Annotated in this window: 14 protein-coding genes and 1 tRNA gene; 10 read left to right on the top strand and 5 right to left on the bottom strand. The window is 60.7% G+C overall.

The window, feature by feature from the left end:
- Window positions 1-77: 77 nt before the first annotated feature.
- Window positions 78-3,395, bottom strand: a complete 3,318-nt coding sequence (locus HZ994_07055; protein QTN32095.1) for a choice-of-anchor J domain-containing protein — start codon at window positions 3,393-3,395, stop codon at window positions 78-80.
- Between the two features lie 349 nt (window positions 3,396-3,744).
- On the opposite strand from HZ994_07055, the gene HZ994_07050 reads away from it, so the two are divergent.
- Window positions 3,745-3,821: transfer RNA gene (locus tag HZ994_07050), tRNA-Pro, on the top strand.
- Window positions 3,822-4,346: 525 nt separating this feature from the next.
- On the opposite strand, the gene HZ994_07045 is transcribed toward HZ994_07050, so the two are convergent.
- On the bottom strand, window positions 4,347-4,805 hold the full coding sequence (locus tag HZ994_07045; GenBank protein ID QTN32094.1) for a hypothetical protein: 459 nt from the start codon (window positions 4,803-4,805) through the stop codon (window positions 4,347-4,349).
- Here HZ994_07045 and HZ994_07040 point away from each other — a divergent pair.
- On the top strand, window positions 4,719-5,012 hold the full coding sequence (locus HZ994_07040; GenBank protein QTN30771.1) for a hypothetical protein: 294 nt from the start codon (window positions 4,719-4,721) through the stop codon (window positions 5,010-5,012). The two genes, HZ994_07045 and HZ994_07040, sit on opposite strands and share 87 nt — an antisense overlap.
- Window positions 5,013-5,021: 9 nt before the next feature.
- Here the strand turns inward: HZ994_07040 and HZ994_07035 are convergent, their stop codons facing one another.
- Both HZ994_07035 and HZ994_07030 read right to left on the bottom strand, forming a co-directional pair.
- Window positions 5,022-5,192 (bottom strand): hypothetical protein, encoded by a 171-nt coding sequence (locus HZ994_07035; protein ID QTN32093.1) that lies wholly within the window; start codon window positions 5,190-5,192, stop codon window positions 5,022-5,024.
- 24 nt (window positions 5,193-5,216) lie between these two features.
- Window positions 5,217-5,384 carry a hypothetical protein gene (locus HZ994_07030; GenBank protein ID QTN32092.1) on the bottom strand — a complete coding sequence of 56 codons (168 nt, stop codon included), beginning with the start codon at window positions 5,382-5,384 and terminating at the stop codon, window positions 5,217-5,219.
- 344 nt (window positions 5,385-5,728) lie between these two features.
- Between HZ994_07030 and HZ994_07025 the strand changes: the two genes are divergently transcribed.
- The 8 genes from HZ994_07025 (at window position 5,729) to HZ994_06990 (ending at window position 18,798) form a co-directional block, all read left to right on the top strand.
- Entirely contained in the window at window positions 5,729-6,640 is a 912-nt protein-coding gene (locus tag HZ994_07025; protein QTN32091.1) for a PmoA family protein, read from the top strand.
- A gap of 182 nt (window positions 6,641-6,822) precedes the next feature.
- A complete protein-coding gene (locus HZ994_07020) occupies window positions 6,823-8,289 on the top strand; it encodes a sulfatase-like hydrolase/transferase (GenBank protein QTN32090.1) in 1,467 nt (488 codons plus the stop codon).
- 127 nt (window positions 8,290-8,416) lie between these two features.
- Window positions 8,417-9,865, top strand: a complete 1,449-nt coding sequence (locus HZ994_07015; protein ID QTN32089.1) for a sulfatase — start codon at window positions 8,417-8,419, stop codon at window positions 9,863-9,865.
- A 243-nt stretch (window positions 9,866-10,108) separates the two neighbouring features.
- Window positions 10,109-10,855 (top strand): DUF1080 domain-containing protein, encoded by a 747-nt coding sequence (locus HZ994_07010; protein ID QTN32088.1) that lies wholly within the window; start codon window positions 10,109-10,111, stop codon window positions 10,853-10,855.
- Window positions 10,856-11,035: 180 nt separating this feature from the next.
- A complete protein-coding gene (locus HZ994_07005) occupies window positions 11,036-13,144 on the top strand; it encodes a c-type cytochrome (GenBank protein QTN32087.1) in 2,109 nt (702 codons plus the stop codon).
- A gap of 125 nt (window positions 13,145-13,269) precedes the next feature.
- Window positions 13,270-16,317, top strand: a complete 3,048-nt coding sequence (locus HZ994_07000; protein QTN32086.1) for a c-type cytochrome — start codon at window positions 13,270-13,272, stop codon at window positions 16,315-16,317.
- On the top strand, window positions 16,314-17,324 hold the full coding sequence (locus tag HZ994_06995; protein ID QTN32085.1) for a ThuA domain-containing protein: 1,011 nt from the start codon (window positions 16,314-16,316) through the stop codon (window positions 17,322-17,324). Before HZ994_07000 ends, HZ994_06995 begins: the two co-directional genes overlap by 4 nt.
- Window positions 17,325-17,331: 7 nt before the next feature.
- On the top strand, window positions 17,332-18,798 hold the full coding sequence (locus HZ994_06990) for a sulfatase (GenBank protein ID QTN32084.1): 1,467 nt from the start codon (window positions 17,332-17,334) through the stop codon (window positions 18,796-18,798).
- Between the two features lie 141 nt (window positions 18,799-18,939).
- On the opposite strand, the gene HZ994_06985 is transcribed toward HZ994_06990, so the two are convergent.
- Entirely contained in the window at window positions 18,940-22,695 is a 3,756-nt protein-coding gene (locus HZ994_06985) for a DUF1080 domain-containing protein (protein ID QTN32083.1), read from the bottom strand.
- Between the last annotated feature and the right edge of the window lie 43 nt (window positions 22,696-22,738).

The raw sequence follows: 22,738 nt of genomic DNA, 5'->3' as shown, positions 1-22,738 counted from the left end.
TTCGCTGTTCCTTCAAGGGCGAGTTCTGACGGAAGCCCCTGCCGGAGAAGGCTTCCGTCCGATACCCCGGGATGGGGTCAAGGCTCTGGTATGACGACCTTCACATCGTCGATGTAGTAGCCGCCGTAGTTCGTGATCGCATCGCTGGTGAAGCGGAACTCGACGCGTATGTTCTTCCCACCCACGGCGGGCAATGGCATTTCCAGGGTCCTTTGCGCCCATGCCGCACCTGTCCCGTCGCCTTCGATGTTGAGGATCCCTACCCCGGCGATGGGGGCATCCGCGTTGTCGGCATCCAGGATGCGAACGGAAGCAAAGTCCCCGGTGAGGTCGGTATCCACGAATTGGGCGAAGGTGAGGGTCGCCGGGCTGCCGCCCGGGATCGTGAGGATGGGTGATTTCAGCGTGATGTCGGTGGAGGAGGTGTACTCGCCGCCGTTCGAGGAAATGTTGGTCCCCACACAATGGTCAGGGCTGTTCGCGCCGCCCACGGGGCCTGTGGCATACCCTCCGGTAGGATTGCCCACTTCCCAATTCGTCCCGGCGACGGGGCCGTTGCTGACCCATCCGGCCGGCAGGGCGGTGTCGGCGTCGAAATTCTCATCCAGCAGGATGGGGTTGAACACGATCTGTCCGACTCCCACACGTATGAAGAGCTTATCCGTCGGCGTCCCGCTCACCGTTGCCGTCACCGTTGCCGTGCCTCCGCCTGCCAGCGGAGAGAAATCCACGGTCGTCCCCTCGCCGTCTGTCGCGCCATCCGCATGGAAAGTTGCGAGATTTTTCGACCAGGAGTAGGCCGGGGCGGTGATGTCGCTGACCGGCGACGGATTCTGCGGGTGGGTGAAGCTGAAACTGCCGCCGCCCGGTGTGCCGAGAATGATGCCCGGCGTGAAAGCGCCCGGATCGGTGCCGAAGAAGTTTTCCAAGCCGTTGGCGTTGCCGTCGCCGTCCGCGTCATCATGGAAGCCTGTGAGGGACCCGACCCCCGGAAAACCCGAGATCCAGTTCGCGAAGTTCGGTTCCACGTATTGGATCAGGTATCCGTTATCATCGAGGGCCAGCGGGCTGATGCCCGGCACGGTGATCTGCGCGATCTGGTTGGCGGACAGGCCGCCGGAGTCCGTGCCGAAACGCAGCGAGGAACCGGATACGAATGTTCCCGAAACCTCGATCGTGCCACCTGTCCAATCGACCTCGCTGCTGTCCGCGAAGGCGAGTGCCCCTCCGGCACCCAGGTTGATGAAGCCCGCCGCCGTCGGATCCAGGGTTCCCGTCTTGTCGCTGAATGTGGCGGCATCGAGCGTGCCCGCACCGAGGATCACAGGCGCCGTGTCGGGGAGCGTGTTGTCCGCTCCAAGGGCGATGGTCCCGGCATCGATCCGGGTGCCGCCGGTGTAGGTGTTTGCCCCGGAGAGAATCACAGTGCTGGCGTTCTTCCACTTGCGCACCGTGCCCCCTCCCGAGATCACTCCGCCGAGTTGCAGGCTATGTGCGGCATTCGCACAATGGATGTTGAAAAACTTGCCCGTGGCGGTGATGACCGGATTGGTCACACCGTTGGGAAAGCTTTCGTTTCCGGGAAGGTCGGCACGGCTCGTCAGGCCGCCGCGCGGGGAGGTGTTGGTGATCAGGTTTTCGGTGATCGTCAGGGTTCCCGTCCCCAGGGAGGTGTAGGTGCTGAAGTCCACAACCGCCGGGTTGTTGGTGGCGGTGGTCGTCAGGGTGATCCCGCCTCCGAAGCTGTTCCCGGCATTGGAAAGCCCCAGATACCGGCTGTCGCCCGTGACGTTGAATCCCCCGGGGCCCGTGCAGGTCTTCGAGATCCAGATCCCCTTGTTTTCGCTGCCGAAGGCCATCGGCAGGTTCACAAGCCCACCGCTGAGCACAACATCGTTCTTGATGTCCTCGTTGTTCGTGAAGATCCGCCCCTCGACGCGCGCCTGGATCACCGTCACGCCTCCGGCGAGGGTCAGCGTCCCGGTTCCAAGTGCTTGGATGGAATTGTATTTCAGGGTTCCCGAGTTGATCGTAACACTCGAGAAATTATTGGAATGGATGTTCGGGGTGCCGCCAAATTGCTGGTTGAGCGTGTCATCTCCGATCTGAAGTGTTCCGGGTCCGTTTTTCACCAAAGCCCCGGAGGAAATCGAATTCGCAACACCGGTGGGGACGACCCCGGAAACAAGCTTGTAGGTGCCGGCGGAATCCACCGTGATCCGGTTCGGTGCAGTGCCCTGGTTGACGACCTTGATGACCCCGCCAGCCGGGTTGTTGAATGTGACGTTGGCTCCGTCGGTGAAAAGGGTCGAACTCCCGATCCAATTCGGTGTGACGAAATCCCAGTCTCCACCGCCTGCGATGTTCCATGTAAGCTCAGGGGGAGGGGAAACGAAGGTAATCGTCCCTGCCGTCGCGAGGGCGCTGGTGTCCCATTGCCCAATGGGGGGAAGGCTGATGCTGTTGATCGAACCCGCCAGGGTCGAACCTCCGGTAAGGTCGAAGAGCGTGAAAACCTCCCCTCCGACAAGCGTCCCCGCTAGCAGGGAGATCTCGACATCGATGCCGTTGAGGTCGATCACGCTCGGCTGGGTGTCCGGAACGTAACTGTCGGAAGACGGGGCGTCCGTGATCTCGAAGCGTGATGTGATCCTCGGATAACTCCACGGGCCGGAGAGGCGGGCGTCGCTGGCGACGCTGAAATCCGAGGGGCCGTCGGTGGTGAAATTGATTTCCGAGAATGCCGTGCTGGAGCTATCGCTTAGATGGAAACTGCCGATCTCCCAGGCCGGGCCGGGGCTGCCGTAGGGGCTGGCAGGATCCTCCGGCTGGTTGTAGGCATCGTCCCAGCCGCCCCTGAAAGTGATTGAGACGGTGTCCCCCCGGTTGACCGGCCCTATGGTTGCGATGGTTTCGACCAAATTACCGGCGAGCCAACCGGTGGTCGCGCTGTTGAAAGCCCACCTGCCATCCGTCCATACCGAGCCGATCAGGTTGTTTTTCGTATAGCCGTTCTGGGAGAATGCGTTCTCATCCACATACGTTTCGCCGGCTCCGTTGATGTTTGCGAAAACCACGCCGCCGTCCCAGTCATCCTCGAAATTGTAGCGGTGCGTGAATTTGAGGGTCAGCATCTGGCCGTCCACATGGGTGGCGGGCACGACGAACTGCGGGCTCGTGAGGCTGGAATAAACGATGCCGGCCCCGCCTGCGGCCTGCCAGTTCGCCCCGTTGTTGGGCACGGTTGCCCTGCCGCCGTCCACAGCCAGCGGGGTGGTGCCGATCACGCCGGCTCCGCCGACATCGATGGTTGTTTGCGCCGTCGCGCTCCCCGCGCCAAGCCCCAACCCCAGCGCCGAAGCCAGGGCCAATATGCTGTTATTCCGATTACCCATGATTTTTCCGTAATGTGTGTTTTTTCGCCCCGGGAAAGAAGGAGCTAACCCAGATTTCCCATACAAGCTTGCTGGATCCGGTGCGTCGATCTTTTTTCTGCCCAAACGGATCCGTGGGATGCATGGGGGGTGCAAGAGGCCAGGGAAGCCTCAATGCAGTCCTGCTGGAAGAGGGGCGATTTGCAGCTTTGCCTGCCATGGGTGGCAAGGCATGATGCGCCCCGGGCTCCATGGGCTTGGGTGTCGGAGGCGCCCTGTCTCCCGCCTTGTGGGAACAATTCCTCGGCGAGCCTGTGAAATATCCTTGCGTCCCGGTGCTCGTTGCATCAATTTCCCGCCCCCAACCACTCGGGACGTAGCTCAGCCTGGTAGAGCGCCTGCTTTGGGAGCAGGATGTCGTCAGTTCGAATCTGGCCGTCCCGACCACCCAAAAACCTCCCCTTGCGGGAGGTTTTTGGTTTTCCGGAACGGTCGGTGAGATCCTTCCGCGCGGCGGAAAGTTCGAAAGCAGGAGCCGCTTGCAGCGGCTGAGTTGCCCCAACCGAAATCCGGAGGAGCATTTCGCACGCCGCTTGGGCGGAACGGGGTGGAGCCAATCTGGCCGTCCCGACCATTTTAAAGGAACCGCCCCTTGGGGGTGGTTTTTTATTTGGCGGGAAGGTCTGTGAGAACCATTCCGCTATGGCGGAAGTTCGAAAGCAAGGCGAGTTGTTAGCGAGCAATATACTCTCTCATTGCCGGAGGGCCATGCACTTCGCTTGGAGGTTTTGGAGAAACCTCAATCTGGCCGTCCCGACCAATTTAAAGCCACCCACAGGCGGGTGGCTTTTTTGTTGGCTTCCAGATGGGAAGCAAGTTTGAAAGCCCGTAGGGTTGCTGGTAGCCGCATTCCGCTTGGACTGGGCGTAATGCAGTCAATCCGGCCGTCCCGACCACACTCGATCACTTGGGTCAACCAAAGTTTTTGGGGTCTTTGGCCAGTGGAGTCGATCGAGTTGAGTAACCGTGCTTGCGCCGCTTTCCGATGCCAGGATTGAAAATATGTGTGGGATCAAGTTCCAAATAAAATTCCCTGAGAGCCGGCTCCGCCTTGAAGATGTGGCTGATGTTGTGTTCGGCCGGCAGCTTGGCACCCTTCGCCTCCAGTCGCTGCTCCATGACTGTTTTGACGACTTCGGTTTCCGTGCCTTTCTTGAAGATGTAGTCCTGGTGAAAGACATTGCACATGAAGTGTCCGTAGTAGAGGGTCATGATCAGGTTCTCGGTGATATCGGCGGGCAGTTCCTCGATCCATTCCGGATCGTCGCCCCGTGGCGCCACGTCATGGGCGAGCACCTCTTCGGCATTCATTTGATGCATGATCTGGTATTGGATCGCAGCGCCCGCTGCTGCGAAGCGGTGCAGCAACACAGCCGCCTATTCCTCTTCACCGCACTCAAAATAACAGAGATCGCCGTCCTGGCTCCAGGTTTCCAGATATTGCCTGGCCTCTCCGACCCCCTCATCCGCCGTGTTGAGGCAGGTAGTATTGGAAGCAGTCGCGCTATTCCAACAGCCTCGGGGATAGGTGGTTGGGGAGAATTTGCCGATGAGATGCAGCACGATGTCGTTGGTTAGATGACCTGATCAGGCGTCGGTTCGATGGCTTTCTGTGGGATTGGATTTGCAGCCTTCATGTGCATTCATGCAGTCATCGTGACTCTCGCCTGTCGGCACCTCCTCGGTTAGCAGATTCAGGAGATGGGAGGAGAGCGCCAGCCTCTTGTCGCGCCTGTCGCGCTTGTGCTGGCTGAGCACCTGGAAGCGGGCGATGGAAAACGCCTAGGCGAGGAAGTTCGACCCGGGCCGGTAGCGGGCACGGCTGCCCGGCATGAGCGAGGCAATGAAGGCGTGGATTCTCGTTTGGGAAGCGGTCAGTTGCTGGACGATCTCCTGCAACTGCTGCCCGTAGCCCCGGGTCGTTCCGGGGTCCGGCTCTCTACTGCTCACCTGTTTGGAAAGGCTACGAATCACCAAACGTTACCGAAAAATCAGCCGCTTCTTCCCCGAATCCCGTGGAGAAAAGGCCAAGGGGCTGATTCCGGCTGTCCCCGCTTTGGGGACTGGCGCATGGAATGGGCGCCTGCTTGGCTTTTCCCCTGACGCAAACGGGCGCCCCGCCTGTAGCCCTTGGGTTCCGGCATGGTGGCAAGCACATTAACAAACCTGCGTAGAAAGGAAGACCCATGATGAACACCGATGCCACCGAACCAGTAAGCCCTATGTCCTCGGATCGCGGGGCTTGGGTGAGATTTTTTGCCAGAAAGGGCGAATATCGGGAGTATCGGAATTCGATGGAAAAACGTGCCCTTCTGCTTGGCTCCTTCGTCTTCGTCCTGCCGCTCGTCGCCGCGCACGCAGAGCCGTCGTTCGTCGATGAAGCGGGGAAGCACCTCACCATACTCGCTGCCGACGGCGCACCGGTGTTGCGTTACGAATACGCCCACGAGATCGGGGATGATGGCAAGGTCACGTTCGACACCGCCAAGGTCTTCCACCATGTCCTCGGTCCCGGCGGAAAGCCGATCACGAAAGGCCCCGGCGGAAAGTATCCCCACCACCGCGGGATTTTCATCGGCTGGAACAAGATCAGGCACGACGGCCGGAACCACGACCTCTGGCACGTGCGCGACACCACACAGAAGCATGTCTCGTTCACCGAGAAGAAGAGTGCCGCTGAATCGGCGAGCATGACGAGCCGCATCGACTGGATCGGAAACGAGGGCCATCCCGTCCTAGAGGAGTCCCGCACCCTGACCGTGCACTTCTCCGACGAGGGTGCGTATGCCCTGATCGACTTCACCAGCAAGCTGACCGCCGCCCACGGCGCCGTCGAACTCGGGGGTGACCCGGAGCATGCCGGCATCCATTTCCGGCCGAGCCAGGAAGTGGCCGGGAACAAGAGCGCCCGCTACACCTTTCATGAGGAAGGCATCACGCCCAAGAAGAACCCCGGCCTCCCCTGGGTCGCCCAGACCTTCGAGGCCGATGGCAAGACATGGACCGTCCAGCACATGAGCCATCCGGATAACCCCGACGGTTCACGCTGGTCCGCCTACCGCGACTACGGTCGCTTCGGCGAGTTCCCGGCCATCAAGCTGGCCGACGGCGAGTCGATCACCCTCCGCTACCGGTTCCGGGTGACCGAGGGGCCGTCGCCGGAGCGATCCCAGCTGGGCACCGCCTACGAAAGCTTCGCCAAGTAACCGCCCCGCCCCGGGCGGATGCCGCAAGCCCCTCTCCCAACGGCTCTCACCGCAAAAGCAAAGTCCTGGCAATTCTCGTAAGCCTCGAAGCGAGGCGACCAAGTTCCAAGCATGAAATTAGCCAAGGGCGAAGTGAAAACCTTTGATTCCTAACAACTCCCAAATGACTTGCTGATATGCAGATGCCGAACCTCTCCCGTTTTCCGATCCTAATTGTTGCCTTCAGCCTTTACCTGGGACTGGCAGGCCTCAGTGCGGACACCAAGACACCGGGCAAGCCGAACATCGTGCTGATCATGACCGACGACCAGGGGTGGGGACAGACGGGATACTACAACCATCCGGTGCTGAAGACACCCAATCTCGACGCGATGGCCGCGGGTGGTCTGCGCTTCGACCGCTTCTATGCGGGCTCGCCAAGCTGCTCGCCGACAAGGGCGAGTGTGCTGACCGGCCGAAACGCGAATCGCACGGGCGCACAGGCGCATGGTTGCGCTCTGCGCTTGCAGGAGATGACGGTGGCGCAGGCGCTTCAGGGCAATGGCTATGCCACGGGACATTTCGGCAAATGGCACCTGAATGGAACGATCGGTCCCGGAGTTCCGTTGTTCGGGGATGACAAGCACAATCCGGGGGCGTTCGGTTTTGATGAATGGCTGTCTGTGACAAACTATTTTGACCTGAATCCGATCATGAGCCGCAAGGGTCAGTTTGTTGAACTCAAGGGGGATAGTTCGGGCATCATTGTGGACGCAGCCCTGGAGTTCATGAAAGATGCGGCGAAGGACGACAAGCCCTTCTTCGCGGTGATTTGGGATGGCTCACCTCATTCGCCATCTGTCGCAAGCGAGGAGGACAAGGCGGCCTTCGCAAACCTGAATGAGAGGAGCAAGAACCATTACGGTGAGTTGGTTGCCTTTGACCGCGCGGTGGGGGTGCTGCGCGCAGGGCTGCGTGAGCTGGGAGTGGCGGAAAACACCATCGTGTGGTTCAATAGCGACAATGGCGGATTGGGAAATATCAAGCCTGATACCGTCGGCGGACTGAAAGGATTCAAGGGCAGCCTCTGGGAAGGCGGGATCCGCGTGCCGGGCATTGTCGAATGGCCGGCGGTGATCAAGCCACGGGTTACCGATTACCCGGCGTGCACGATGGACATCTTTCCGACCATAGGGGAGATCCTGAACCTGCCTGATACGGTTTTTCTCAAGCCGATCGATGGCGTCAGCCTTTATCCGCTGTTCAATGGAAAGCAGGGAAAACGTGAGACCCCGATCTTTTTCCGGCATGGAAGTGAGTGCGCATTGGTTGACAACGACATGAAGCTGCATACCGGCAAGCTGAACCGTGAGGAATTTGAGCTGTTTAACCTGAAGGAAGATCCGGCAGAAGCGACCAACATTGCCAAAGCGCATCCGGAAGTTTTCGAGCGGATGAAGGCGCGTTATCTGGAATGGAATGCCACCGTTGATGCTAGTGTTGAAGTCGGGGATTATCCGGAAGGCAGGGTGCTGCCCCTTGATGCCTATGCCCAACGCCACAAATGGGTGGATGACGATCGCTACAAGCCCTACTTCGATGAATGGAAGAATCGTCCGGAGTATGCCAATGACATCAAGAAAGCCCCTAAGAAAAAGGCCGATAAATAGGCAGCAGTAACCTCCGCTTCACCGTCTTCCGGTCCGGCTACGCGCTCTTTCCGGAGGCTCCCTCACAAAGCAAACACCTGGCGGTTCCTCATCGCCCTTGTCATTAACCATCCGACCCACCCAGCTCATGCGTCATCTGTTTCTTGTCTCCGCCCTGTTCTGCGCCGGCGCGATGGCGGCACCCCGCCCGAACATCATCCTCATTTTCGCCGATGATCTCGGCTGGAAGGATGTCGGTTATCAAGGCAGCGATTTCATGGAGACGCCCAATATTGACCGGTTGGCGAACGAAGGGATGGTCTTCACGGATGGATACGCCGCGGCAGGGAACTGCGCCCCTTCGCGCGCCTGCATGCTGTCCGGAAACTACACGCCGCGCCATCATGTGTATGCCGTCAGCAGCACCGATCGCGGACCAAAACAGTCGCAGCGCCTCGTTCCCGCGCCTAACAAGAGCGGCCTTGCGGCGGATAACATCACCTTCGCCGACGCCATGAAGGCCGCAGGCTATGTGACCGGCATTTTCGGCAAATGGCATCTCGGTGGCAAGGACGGTGCCGGGCCTGACGAGCAGGGCTTCGATGTCGTGAGCGAATCCCATACCGGGTGGAAAGGCGACAGGGTAGGGAAGACCACCCCCAACCCGAAAGGCATCTACTCGCTGACGAAGGCTGCGGGGGAGTTCATGGAGAAGAACAAGGACAAGCCCTTCCTCGTTTATCTCTCCCACTACGCCATCCATACAGGACTGCAGGCACGGGAGGAAACGCTGGCGCGCTTCAAAGCGAAGACGCCGGGGAACCAGCACCGCGATCCGCTGTATGCCGCGTGCACCTTCGATCTCGATGATGGCGTCGGCCTATTGATGGAGAAGCTCAAGGAACTCGGCCTTGAGGAAAACACGATCGTTGTTTTCACCAGCGACAACGGTGGCACGCAACAGTCCTCGCAGGAGCCCCTGCGCGGCAACAAGGGCGGCTATTACGAGGGCGGAATCCGCGAGCCCTTCATCGTGCGCTGGCCCACTGTGACAAGACCCGGCAGCAAGTGCGACGTGCCGGTCATCAACGTGGATCTGTTCCCCACCTTCCTGGACGCGGCCGGAGCGTCCGTGCCCGAGGGCAAGGCGCTCGATGGCGAAAGCCTGCTGCCGCTGCTGAGAGGCGAGGGCGAATTGAAGCGCGAAGCGATCTTCTGGCATTTTCCCGGCTACCTCGACGATCCGGTGATTCGCGGTCGCGAACTCGACGTGAAGACGGGATTCCGCACGCGGCCGGTGAGCGTCATCCGCAAGGGCGACTGGAAGCTGCACCTTTTCCTCGAAGAATGGCAGCTCGACGGTGGCCGTGAAAAACTCGCCACCAATCGCGCCGTTGAACTCTATAATCTGACCAATGACATCGGCGAGCGCACCGATCTCGCCACACAAAACACCGCCAAGCGCGACGAACTTCTCGACGACCTCCTCGCCTGGCATCAGTCCATCAAGGCCGTTGTTCCGTCCGAGCCGAATCCGAAATACGATCCAGGCGCCAAAGCCGGCAAAGGAAAAGGAAAAGGGAAGAAGGCGAGGTAACCAACCCAGTTCGAAGCGTATGACCAACCCCCATCCATGAATGAACAGGCTCCCATTTGACGTAAAATCAGCAAAGGAATGTGGCGAGCATTCGCCGCTTCCGGCAAAAATCCGAGGTATTTTGAAAAGTCAATCCCGTGCCCTTCGTCAGCTGGATCTTCACGATTCTTTGATCCTAAGCGAAATGATATGAAACATGCTCCTTTTGGTAGCTCCGAAACAACAAACAACCCAACCTTCCCCATGAAAACAGTCAGCAGTCTTCTCTTCATCACCATGGCCTCCATCTCGATCCGGGCCGGTGAAATTTCCCCCGACCAAGTGGAATGGATCGAAGGCAAATTCAAAAGGAACGGGGAAAAGGCTATGGAAGCGCTCAGGAACCTTCCGCTCAACACGGATTCTGAACCGGACTTGGGCACTGGTTTCAAACCTCTCTGCAATGGCAAGGATCTCTCCGGTTGGAAGGTTCTCGGAGGCGCACACTCGTTTGAGGTGGCGGAAGGGATGATTGTAGGCAAGTGTGTGCCGGGGCAGCCCAACGCCTTTCTTTCAACGGAGAAAAACTACCGTAATTTCATCCTCACCCTCGAGATGAAATGGGAGGTGGAAAGCAACACGGGCATCATGGTTCGCGCGCAAACGAGGAAAAAGCGGGATGAGACTGTCGTCTACGGCACACAGGTAGAAATGGAAGGGCCTTCGCAGAGTCGCGGCTGGTCAGGCGGAATTTATGGCGAAAAGGCCGGTGGTTGGAAGTATCCGCTTGTCCTGGAGGCGCATAAAGCGATCCGCAATGCGGTCAAGGCCGACGACTGGAATCGCGTCACCGTTATGGTGCAAGGAGACACTTATAAGACCTGGATCAACGGGGTGGCTGGTGCGAATTACACGACCAATGAATACCCGGAGGGTTTCATTGGCTTGCAAATCCATTCGGGTAAAAGCGGCACCGTGCTCTTTCGTGGCATCAAAATCAAGGAGTTGTAATACCCGTAGTCTCCGGAATGCCATTGTAGATCCGTGCTATTTCCGAGGCCTGGCAGCCAGCACCACGGGAAACACCAAAGACCCCCAAACCCCTTTATGAACCCTCATTTCTCCGCCTCCGGCTCTTTCAGCGGCATTCACCCCCAATGCAAATTCCTGGCAACCAACAACAATAGAACCATGAAACTCCTCTCCTCCTGTGTCGCCATCCTCGTCGGCGTCCTGCTCCAATCCTCCGCCCCTGGCGCCGAGAAGACGGGCGGGGATCCAATGGACTCCACCAACTGGCGGAAGTGGGCGCCCGATCCGGCACCGTTCCTCGAACCGGAGGAGTCGGCGAAATCCTTCAAGGTCGCGCCGGGCTTCCGCATCGAGCTGGTGGCCGCCCATCCGATGATCAAGGATCCGGTCTTCGCCGAGTTCGATCTCCAGGGCCGCCTCTGGGTCTGCGAGTTCCAATCCTACATGATGGACTCCGAGGGTTCGAACTCCAACGACCCTATTAGCCGGGTCCAGGTGCTCGAGGACACCGATGGGGACGGCCGGATGGACAAGGCCACGACTTTCCTCGACAAGGTGGTCAACCCGCGCAGCCTGTCGATCGTCCAAGGGGGCGCCCTCGTGGCCCTGGGAAACGGCAAGTTGGTGTTCTGCGAGGACACCGACGGTGACCTCGTCGCCGACAGGCAAACTCCGCTGATCGAATACGCCGCGTCGGCACCCAAGAACATCGAGCACGCCGAGAACGGCCTGCATCATGCGATCGACAACTGGATGTACAACTCCAAGTCGGAACGGCGCCTTCGGTGGAGCGGCGGAAAGATCGTCTCGGAGCCCACCAAGTCGCGCGGGCAGTGGGGCATGGACTCGGACGCCTACGGGCGGCTTTACTACAACTCGAACAGCGTCTGGTTTTTCACCGACTCGGAAATCTACGACAGCCTCTACGGCTCCTCCAAGGCCCCGACCCGGAACGTCCGGGCGATCCGTGTCAACACGGCGCTCAACCGCGCCTACGAGCCCGACATGATCCAGGAGGACGGCCGGATCAACGGCGTCACCTCGGTCAGCGGCCTGGCCGTGCACAGCAACGGAGCCTTCGGCCGCGAGTGGGAAGGGGCGATCTTCAGCTTCGACCCCGGAACCAACACGGTCGGCGCTTTCCGGCCGGATGCGCCGATGCCGCGGACCACCGGCTACGAGCATGTCCTCTATCCCGATGACACCTGGACCGAGCGCGAGTTCATCGCCAGCACCGACGAGCGGTTCCGGCCGGTCAACGGCTTGTTCGGGCCGGATGGCTGCCTCTACATCGTCGACCTCAACCGGGGCATCATCCAGGACAAGAGATTCCTGACCCGCTATCTCCAGCGCCAGTCCGAGGAGCGCGAGCTTGACCAGCACATCGGCAAGGGCCGCATCTGGCGTGTCGTTCCCGAATCGTATCAACGGGAGGCGGCGCCGACAGGCCTCGTCGAGGGGCTTTCCCACCCCTACCTCTGGTGGCGGCTGAACAGCCAGAAAAGGATCGTTGAGACGGGCCGTGAAGATCTGGTTCCCGAAATCGAGAAACTGGCCGCGAGCGGCAACCCGCAAGGCAAGGTGCACGCGATGTGGACGCTGGCGGGTCTTGGCAAACTCGATCCCGGGGTGATCGAACGAGCGCTCGGGGACGACGACTGGTTCGTGAAACTGACGGCGCTCCGCCTTGCCGGCGAGGCCACCGGCCAGCCCAAGGGTTTCCCCGAAAGGTTCGCGTCGAAGGCCAAGGCTTTGGCCGGGGACGGGACCGACCTCGTCGCCTCTTACGCCGGGGATCTGTCAACGAGGGGCTATCCCGATCGTTCCGCCTCCGTTTACAAGGACAAGGCTCCCCGCTGGGTCTCCAAGGACAAGGATCTGAAGAAGTCCTACCTATCCGGTCGTGTAACCTTCGGCGAGTACTGTGCGGCCTGCCACCAGCCCGACGGCAGGGGTCTCGAGGATGTCGCCCCCAGTCTCGTCAAGAGTGACTGGGTGAACGGCGATGCGGACGTGTTGATCGCGGTGGCGATGCACGGGCTGGTCGGTCCGATCCAGGTGAACGGCAAAGCCATCGGGGACGTCCAGCAAGTCATGCCGCCCCATCACTTCCTTGATGACGTGCAGATGGCCGACGTCCTGACCTATGTCCGCAATGCCTGGGGCAACAAGGCGGATTCCATCACCGCGGACGAGGTCAAGGTCTACCGCGGAAAGCATGCCGACCGGGAGGAGCCGTGGACACAGGAGGAACTCCGGGGAAGGTAGGAAGCAGGCAGCTTCGTCCCCGCTTTGGGGACTGGTGGATGGCTCGGGCGCTTGGTTAACTTCTCGGCTAACGCGGAATGAGAGGCTCTGCTTTCCAGTGACAGCCTCTGCTTTCCAGTGACAGCATGACGAGCGGAATCTCGAGAACATGCATGGGACGAGCGCATAGAAGGGAACCCGCCCGAACAACAACTTCAGAAACACCGAACATGACCATGACCCCCAGCGTCCGATCCACCCGATTCCTTCATTGCCTCGTGGCAATGAGCCTGTACACCGCCGTTCCGCTATCCGCCCAGCTCCCCCTTCAGGAAGGTGACACCGTCTGCCTCATTGGCAACGGCCTCGCCGACAGGATGCAGCACGACGGATGGGTGGAGACGATTCTCCAGAGCCAATTGGCGGGGAAAAACATCATTTTCCGCAACCTCGCTGTTTGCGGGGACACCGTAACATCGCGCCCCCGCAGCAAAGGCGTGCCATCGGTGGAAGCTATCCTCGCCCACTGCAAGGCGGACGTGGTTTTCGCCTTCTTCGGCTACAACGAATCCTTCGGCAAAGCGGAGGGATTGCCGAAATTCAAGGGCGACCTCGCCGCGATGATCGACGAATACCGGGCCGCGAAGTTCAACGGCGAGTCGGAACCGCGCATCGTCCTCTTCTCACCCATCGCGCATGAGAATCTTGGCGATCCGCTCCTTCCCGACGGGTCCGCGAACAACGCGAACCTCGCCCTGTACACGGAGGCGATCAAACAGGTCGCCGAAGCAAAGGGCGTCGCCTTCGTCGATCTCTTCACCCCATCGCAGGCGCTCTACGCAAAGGCGGAATCCCCGCTCACCATCAACGGCATTCACCCGCTTCCCGAAGGCAATCGCCGGATCGGCGAGGTCATCGCCGCGGCGGTCACCGGCAAAACCGTGGCCGCCACGCCCGCCATGGAGCCGCTGCGCCAGGCGGTGCTCGACAAGAACTGGCACTGGCACAACCGCTTCCGGGCCACCGATGAAAACGATATCTGGGGCGGTCGTTCCGACCTAAAGTTCGTGAACAACCAGAGCAACGCCGAGGTGCTCCAGCACGAGATGTCCATGCTCGATGTGATGACTGCCAACCGCGACAAAAAAATCCACGCCGTCGCCCAAGGAAAGGACCACAAGGTCGATGACTCGAACGTGCCGAAGCCCATTCCGGTGATCTCCAACGTCGGCGGCCGCAGCAAGAGCTCGAACCCGCAGAAGGAGGGCGGCACCGATTACCTAAGCGCCGCCGAAAGTCTCAAGAAACTCAATGTCCCCGAAGGTTTCGCGGTCAATGTTTTTGCCGACGAATCGAAATTCCCCGCCTTCGCCAACCCCGTGCAGATGCAGGTCGATGCCAAGGGCCGCCTCTGGGCCGCCTGCTGGGCCACTTATCCGAAATGGGAGCCGCTCACGGAAATGAACGACAGCCTGCTGATCCTGCCGGACGAAAACCGCGACGGCGTGGCGGACAAGGCGATCGAGTTCGCGAAAGTCCACAACCCCCTCGCCTTCGCTTTCTGGGGCGGCGGCGTGATCGTGGCATCCCAACCGGACATCCTTTTCCTCAAGGACACCGACGGCGATGATGTGGCCGATGTCCGCATCGTGCTGCTGCAAGCCACCGGCTCCGCCGACACCCACCACGCGGCGAACAATTTCACCATCGGCCCGGACGGCGGCCTCTACTGGCAGAGCGGCATTTTCCTCCAGCACAATTACGAGCATCCGTGGGGACCTTCGCTCGCTTCGACCGCTTCCGGCATGTACCGCTTCGATCCGAAACGCCACACGATCCAGTTCATCGCCGGGAACAGGCCGAATCCGCACGGAACCAGCTTCGACCGCTGGGGTTATCTCTTCGCCACCGATGGCACCGGCGGCCGCGCCTACCAGGTGCGCCCGGATGGCAACGGCTTCAACATGTTCCCGCTGCTCAACAAGGAGGTGCGCCCCGTGCCCTCAAGCACCATCGTTTCCAGCGCGAATTTCCCCGACGACCTGCAGCAGGATTTCCTGATCTGCAACGTGATCGGATATCTCGGCATCAAGCGCTACGAACTGAAACGCGACGGCCACACCTCCGGGAAGAACACCTTCAAGCAGGGCGAGATCTGGGGCGAGCCGACCCCCGATTTCGTACGTAGCGACGACAAGAACTTCCGCCCCACGGACGCGAAGTTCGGCTCCGACGGCGCGCTCTATATTTCCGACTGGCAGAACGTCATCATCGGGCACATGCAGCACAACATCCGCGATCCCAAGCGAGACAAGAAGCACGGCCGCATTTTCCGCATGATCCACAAGGATCGCCCGCTGCAGGAACCCGTCGCCATCCACGGCCAGCCCATCCCCGCGCTGCTCGAGGTGCTCAAACACCCCGTCGATGGTGTCCGCGAACGCGCCCGCATCGAACTCGACACCCGCGCTCTGGCCGAGGTCCAGCCGGCCATGCTCGGCTGGATGAAGCAGTTCGATCCGAAGAAGGCGGAGGACGCACATCCCCTGCTGGAAGCGCTCTGGTGGCACCAACGCCACAACATCCGCGACGAAAACCTTCTCACCGCGATGCTCGAATCCCCCGAACCCCACGCACGCAATGCCGCCGCCATGGTGAAGCAGTTCTGGGGCCCGGCCGATCCCACCAAGGCCGCCATGCCCAGTGTGATTGCCGACGCCCGGGAAAAGAAGGTGAAGGTGAAGGTTCCCGGCCACCTCGAGGGAAAGGACGCGAAATCCTACAAACTCGGTGCGGAGGTTTTCCATCGGGAGGCTCACTGCGCCACCTGCCACCAACCCAACGGCAAAGGCCTTGATCCCGCCTTCCCACCTCTCGTCGGCACCCCATGGGTCACCGGCAGCGAGGAGCGCATGGCCAAGATCGTCCTCCATGGCCTTCACGGCAGAATCGAGGTCAACGGCAAGGTTTATGATCCCGAGAAAGGCGTGCCGCCAATGACCGCGTTCGGCTCCATCCTCAACGACAAGGAAATCGCCGCCGTCCTCACCTACGTCCGCAATTCCTGGGGCAACAAGGCCGCACCCGTCTCCGCCGACACGGTGAAAAAAGTCCGCGAGGCCACCAAGGATCGCGACATTTTCTGGAAACCCGAGGAACTCCTCAGAGACCACCCGCTCGAACCATCCAAATGAAACTCATCCGCATCCTCCTCACCGCGGCAGTCGCCGCCACCGCCGCCCGAGCCTCCTCCATCGTCTATGAGGGCGAGGCCGGCCTGGGTGCCGGCAAGCACATCGTTTTTCTCGCCAGCGACCACGAATACCGCGCCGAGGAAGCCTGTCCCGCCCTTGCCCGCATCCTCGCCAAACGCATGGGCTTCAAATGCACCGTGGTCTTCGGCGTGGACAAGGAGGGATTCATCAAGGCCGGCTCTTCCACTGTCTCCGGACTCGCGGCGCTTGAGGAAGCGGATCTCTTCTTCATCTTCGCCCGCTTCCTCAATCTCCCCGACGAGGAAATGGCGCACATCGAGAGCTACCTCGAACGCGGCGGCCCCGTCGTCGGCCTGCGCACCTCGTCCCACGCGTTCAAGATCCCGGCGGAATCGGAATACGCCAAATATGGTTTCAAATCCAAAGCCGCCGGTTATGAAGGCGGTTTCGGCCACCAGGTGCTCGGCAACACCTGGGTGGGGCACTATGGGAAAAACCATGTCCAGGGCACCCGCGTCGTCACCGTGCCCGAACAGCGCGGCCACGTGATCCTGACCGGGGTCGGCGAGACCGCGTTCACCCATGCCGGAGCCTACGTGGGAAAAGCCGCGCCGGACTTCACCGTCCTCGCCACCTCGCAGCCGCTCGTTTCCATGGATCCCGCCGCGGAAGCGGACGCATCGAAACCACCCATGCCCTGCGTCTGGACGCGCGAATACGCCGCCAAGGACGGCGCGAAGCACCGCGTCTTCCACAGCACCCAGGGCGCATCCCAGGACTTTCTCGACGACAACTACCGCCGCATGATCCTCAACGGCGTCCTCTGGGCGGTCGGCATGGGAAAGGAGATCAAACCCGGCCTCGATTTCTCCTTCGTCGGCCCCTACCAGCCTAACAAGTTTTCCTTCGGAGGCCATGCGAAGAAGGTCAAGCCCTCCGATCTCACGGGCTGGGAATCCCCCATCATGCCGAAATCAGCCGATTGAAACCCATATGAAAGCAACATATATTTTATGCGCCGCGCTGCTTGTTACGGCTCAGGCTGAAGAACTACCACCAGCCGGATCCGCCAAGGCGAAGCCGAATGTCCTGTTCCTGGTTTCCGACGACATGAATTCGTGGTTGCTGGAGAATCCGGACCGTTACACGGGAAAAGTGATCGCGCCCAACTTGCGGAAGCTCGCGGACAGCGGCGTGAACTTCAGGAATGCCTACACGGCGGCACCCGTGTGCTCGCCCTCGCGCACCGCCTTTTTCTCCGGCGTGGCTCCCTGGAAATCGGGCGTCTACAACAACGCGCAGACCATCAGCAAGAGCGAGGCAATGAACCGGGATGCGGTGCTGTCGCTGGCCGGGTTGTTCAAGAAGGGCGGATACGACACCTTCGGTTACGGCAAGATCACCCACGGCTGGGACCAGAAGGAGCACTGGAATGAACATGTCGGCCACAAAAGGGATCCGGCTCCTCCCGGAGCCCCTCTCGCCGGACTCAGCGGGGGCGAGAAGGATTGGGGTCCCATCCATCTCACCGAAGAGCAGATGAATGACACCGGCGGCGCCAACAAGGCCATCGCGGTTCTGGAAAAGCGGCACGAGAAGCCCTTTTTCCTGGCATACGGCACCTTCAATCCCCACATGCCCTGGTATGTCCCGCAAAAGTATTTCGACATGTATCCCCTCGACCAGATCGTCCTTCCCGAACTCAAGGCGGATGACCTGGATGACCTGCCGCCTCTGGCCAGGGCGGTGAGCGACGGGCCCGGGAGCTTTTCCCAAAAGGTGATCGAGTCCGGCAAACACAAGGAGGCGGTGCAGGCCTACCTGGCCACGACAACCTATGCTGACGCGCAGATCGGGCGCGTCCTCGACGCCCTCGAAAAAAGCCCTTACAAGGACAACACCATTGTCGTTTTCCTCACCGACCACGGCTTCCACCTGGGGGAAAAACTTCACTGGCAAAAAACAACCCTATGGGAAGAGGGAACCCATACCTTGTTGATGTTCCGTGCACCTGGAGTCACCGAAGGCGGGGGCGTGTCCGAACGGTTCGTTTCCCTGATGGACATCTATCCCACCCTGGCCGAACTCTGCGGACTCGAGCCCCCCGCCTACCTTGACGGACGCTCGCTGGCCCCCCTGCTCAAGGACCCGATGGCTCCTTGGAAAAGCACCGCCATCACCGGATTGTGCGATAAGATCAAAACGGACCGGTCCTACCTGAGCATCCGAACCGAGCGCGGCCGCTACACCCTCTACGCGACCGATGAGGAGGAGTTCTACGACACCACCAAGGATCCCCATGAATGGACGAACCAGATCGAGAATCCCGAGTATGCCCCGTTGATCCGGGAAATGAGGGCTGCCCTTCCTTCCGATCCGGCGGCTCCCTTGTCCAGCGCCATGGCGGACCGGCGGGGGAGCAAGAAGACGAAGGAGAAAAAACGGGGCGCTTCCGAATGATCGGGTTCGCGTCTCCCAAGTTCGAGACCGATTGCCGGAATGCTAACCGAAAGCTGTCGGCCGGTCATGACAGCCTGCCGCGATGGAGGAAAGCGCTAATGTAACCGGTTCGTCGCGACAAGCTCGGTTTGATGAATGGGATCAGTGCAAGGTCTGCAGGTAGTCGATCAGGGAGGCGAACTGCCGGAGGGTGAGGGTGTCCGCCAAGCCGGGAGGCATCATGCTCGCCGGAAGGACTTCCTCTTTCTCCACCTCGGCCGCCTTCAGGGTCTGGCTGAGGCCGGTGACGCTGCCGAGTTTGATGGTTGCGTCGTCGCGGGAAGTGACGAAGCCGGAGGCGAGCGTGCCGTCCTTGAGCGTGAACTGATAGGTCTGGAAGCCCTGGGCGATCTCGGCTCCGGGATCGAGGATGTGCGTGATCAGTTGCTCACGGTCAAAAAGATTGCCGACGGATCCAAGGTAGGGACCTTTCTGGGGTTCGTCGGGGAGAACCGAATGGCAGGCGATGCAGCTCTGTGTGGTGAAGAGCCGCTTTCCTTCCCCGGCGTCACCCTCCATGGCGAGGATCGCCTTGGTCACCTCTTCGACGCTGAGTTCGCCCACAAGTTTGCCTTCAGTGTTCTGAAACGACCGGAGCGTCTCCTTGGCAAGCGCGGCGACCGATGGATCCTTGAATTTGCCCCGGAGCACGCTTTCGAAAGCAATCGCACGGTTGCGGGCGATGCTTTGGACAAATTCCAGCGTAGGTTCCTCACGGGCCATCGCTGCTACCAGTTTCTGCCGATCCTGCGGATCGGTCAGCGGGCTCTGAACCACGGCGCAGACCATATCGAGGAACAGCGCCCTTGGTGTCTTGCCCATTTTCCTGACCTTCGACCATGTCTTCGGAATCCGGTTCATCCGCTTGCCGCGGTGCGAGGGACTCTGGACGAATTCCTGGCTCAGCGCGGCTTGGAGTTCCTCGTCCTCCTCGATGGCTGCGAGTGCTTCCAGATTCGCCAGGCACCAGTCGTCGTAAATGAAGCCTGTGACGTTGAGCGCCGCCCGAAAGGCCGCGATCCGCATGGACCGCGGGCGCGCCGGATCCGTCACCACGGACAGGAGGTCGGCTTGTTGTTCGAAAGTGTGGTCGGGTTGCTCGAGCAATTGCTCGACGGGGTCGATCGCGATAGGCAGATCGAGTTGGGCGAGATCAAGATTGTGCCGGCGGACCTCGTAGAGAACCGCGCCTTGCGATTCCTTGTCCATGCCCGCCACCACACCGCGGAGGGTGGACGCAATCTTCTCCGACTCCTCCCAGGTGACGCCTTGGTAATAGGGGCCGGCGCTGTAAGGACGGGTGCCCCACCATGCTTCGCCATCCCACTCCTTCTCGCGATGATAAAGGCGGATCAGCGTTGAGACGAGATCGAGGATCCGGCCGGGATCCTTGTTACGTCCCAGCAGCGCGGTGAGCTTCGAGACATTCTCCGACGTGTGAATCGTGCGGAGCACGGCGAGCGCCGGTTTCCACAATCCGGGATTCTCCAGGGCGGCGTGAAGTTCGCTCACGGGCTCCATTTCGACGAGGGCACGATACGCCGTATGTGGAATCGCCTCGTGCCGATGGGCCACGTTGTTTTTCAGCGGCTCCCTCGGCCCCTCGGAGGAGATGGCGAGAAGCTTTCCGGTCAGGTCAATCAGACCGAGCTTCCGCACACCGACCACGGCCTGAAGCCGCAACCGAGGATTCTCGCCGTCGAGGAGACTGGTGACGACCTCGGCGAGATCGAGATCGTCCCGATCCTTCCTGTCCAGCAGGGCGCGCAGGGCATACTCGCGAAGTGCCGGATCGGAAAGGAAGCCTTTGACGATCTTCGCGCTGTCCGGTTCGTTCCGCAGATTGATCGCAAACAGGGCGGCGATCCTCGCTTCGAGCGACAGGGCGTTGTTTCCGGCCGCCTTCTTCAGCAAGGACATGATCTCGGAAGCCTTGCTCCGGATCAGCACCGTCTGGGCCTGCTGCCGCAGCACGTTCGATCCCGCATCGAGGAACCCAACCAGCGCATCCGGGGAAGACGTCTCCAGATCGGGGAAGGGGCGGTAATTCCAACCATCGGGTTTCGCCTGGACAATGTGGCCCACGATGGCGCCGGGCTCGATGCGGGCGCCGCCGTTCTCGAAGTTGGCGAAGTAGAGCCGCGAACTGCCGTCGACATCGAGATCGACCATCTTGTTGATGCTGAGGGTCACCCGGTCCTTGTTGACGAAAGTCGCTTCATGGGGCGTCAGTTCGTGGGTATAGACGCGTCCCCAATTGATGGTGTGGAAACGGCGGTTGAACCAGTCGGGGAATCCGGGCTCTTCCAGATAAAGCGCACCGCAGCCCGATCCGCCGCCATAGACGAAGAGGGGAGGCATGGTTTCCTCGCTGAAGTTCTTGAACAGGTTCGGGTAGCCCATGTGCGCCAGCGGCGTGAGATGATGCAGGCGCATGTCCCATCCGTCGCCGTCGTTGGTGTTGTCGAGGGCCAGGATGTCGAGCCTCGGGCTGATGGCGATGTCGTAGGTGTTGCGGGTGCCGCGGGCGTAAACCTCGAGGTCGCTGCCGTCCTTGCGCATGCGGATCACGCCCCCGGTCATCAGGCGGGCTTCCGAGCCATCGGAACCGACGGCGCTCGCGCCGAAGTCGCCCACAGCGACGTAGATCCATCCGTCGAGGCCGACCCGCAGGTCGTTGGTCGAGTGGTCGCCGCCCCGTTTCCATTTCAGATCGTGGGCGAATCCGCTGGCCAGGACCTTGTGCTCGTCAGCGACGCCATCCCCGTCGAGATCGCGGAAAGAGGAAATGAAGGGAGGATGGGCGAGATAAAGGGTCCCATCGATGAAGTGTCCGCCGCGCGGGGTGTCGATGTCCGGGATGAAACGGGTGCCGAAGTCGGCCTTGCCGTCGTCGTTCTCATCGACAAGACGCCACACCGTGCCCTGGTTTGGCAGACGCCCAAGGCCGGCATTGCCATCGCAGAGTGCGAAGACGGCACCGCCCGGCTCGGCCACGACCGAGACAGGGCAATTGATCTCAGGTGCCTGGGCGAAGAAACTAAGCTGATGCCCCTCGAATGCGGGCAGACTGCGGAACGCCACCTTCGGCCCCTTGTGGTTGAGAACCAACCGCTCCGCTGAGGGCATGGGGCTTGCATTGGCCCCGGCCTTGTTCTCCGACGGCGCCGCATCTTCCCCGGAAAGCTTGCGGACGCGCAGGTTGCGCCATGCGATTTTGAAGGGCCCCGTGCCCTCATGGATGCCGTGGAGTTGGAGGGCGATGTAGCCGCTGGGATGGGTCTTGTGGCGTTCCGCGGGAATCGTCGTCTTGATCACTTCTTCCCCGTTGATCCAGGTGGTGACCTGATCGCCCTGCGCCAGGACACGAAAGCGGTTCCACTCGCCATCCTTGAAAAATGTGTGTTTCCGTCGCTTGTCCTTGGGCGTCAGCCATTCGCCCCAGCCTTGGCCGAAGATGTTGCCCGAAAAGGTGCCGCGTTCCGCGTTCTTCCCGGAAATATCCACCTGCGGCCCTTCAAGCGGCCCCGTGTTCTTGCCGGGCAGGGAGCGGATCCGGGAGCGGATCTGGACGCCGGAATTCAAGTCCGGATCGATCAGCTTGCACTCGAACTCGAGCTCGAAGTCGCCGTATTCCTCATCGGTGCAAAGGAAGGTCGTCCCAAGCCCGGATGTGGCGGTTCCGACGATGGCGCCGTCCTCCACCTGGAAGGAACCGCTTTTGTTGCGTTCCGTCCAACCTTCCAGAGTCTTACCGTCGAACAGATCGAGCCATGGTTCGGCGTGGAGCGGGGCGAGGGTGAGGCAGAGCAGCGCCAGCATTCCTGGCAGTCGGGGAATCATTCTTGGGGTGTGCATGATGGAGGGTGGGGAAGACGTTCGCGGTTTCAGCTATTCCAGA

It is taken from the genome of Akkermansiaceae bacterium (assembly GCA_017798145.1).
GTDB lineage: Bacteria > Verrucomicrobiota > Verrucomicrobiia > Verrucomicrobiales > Akkermansiaceae > Luteolibacter.
Note: the sequence above shows the minus strand (reverse complement) of the source record. Positions and strands in the feature narration are given on the sequence as shown.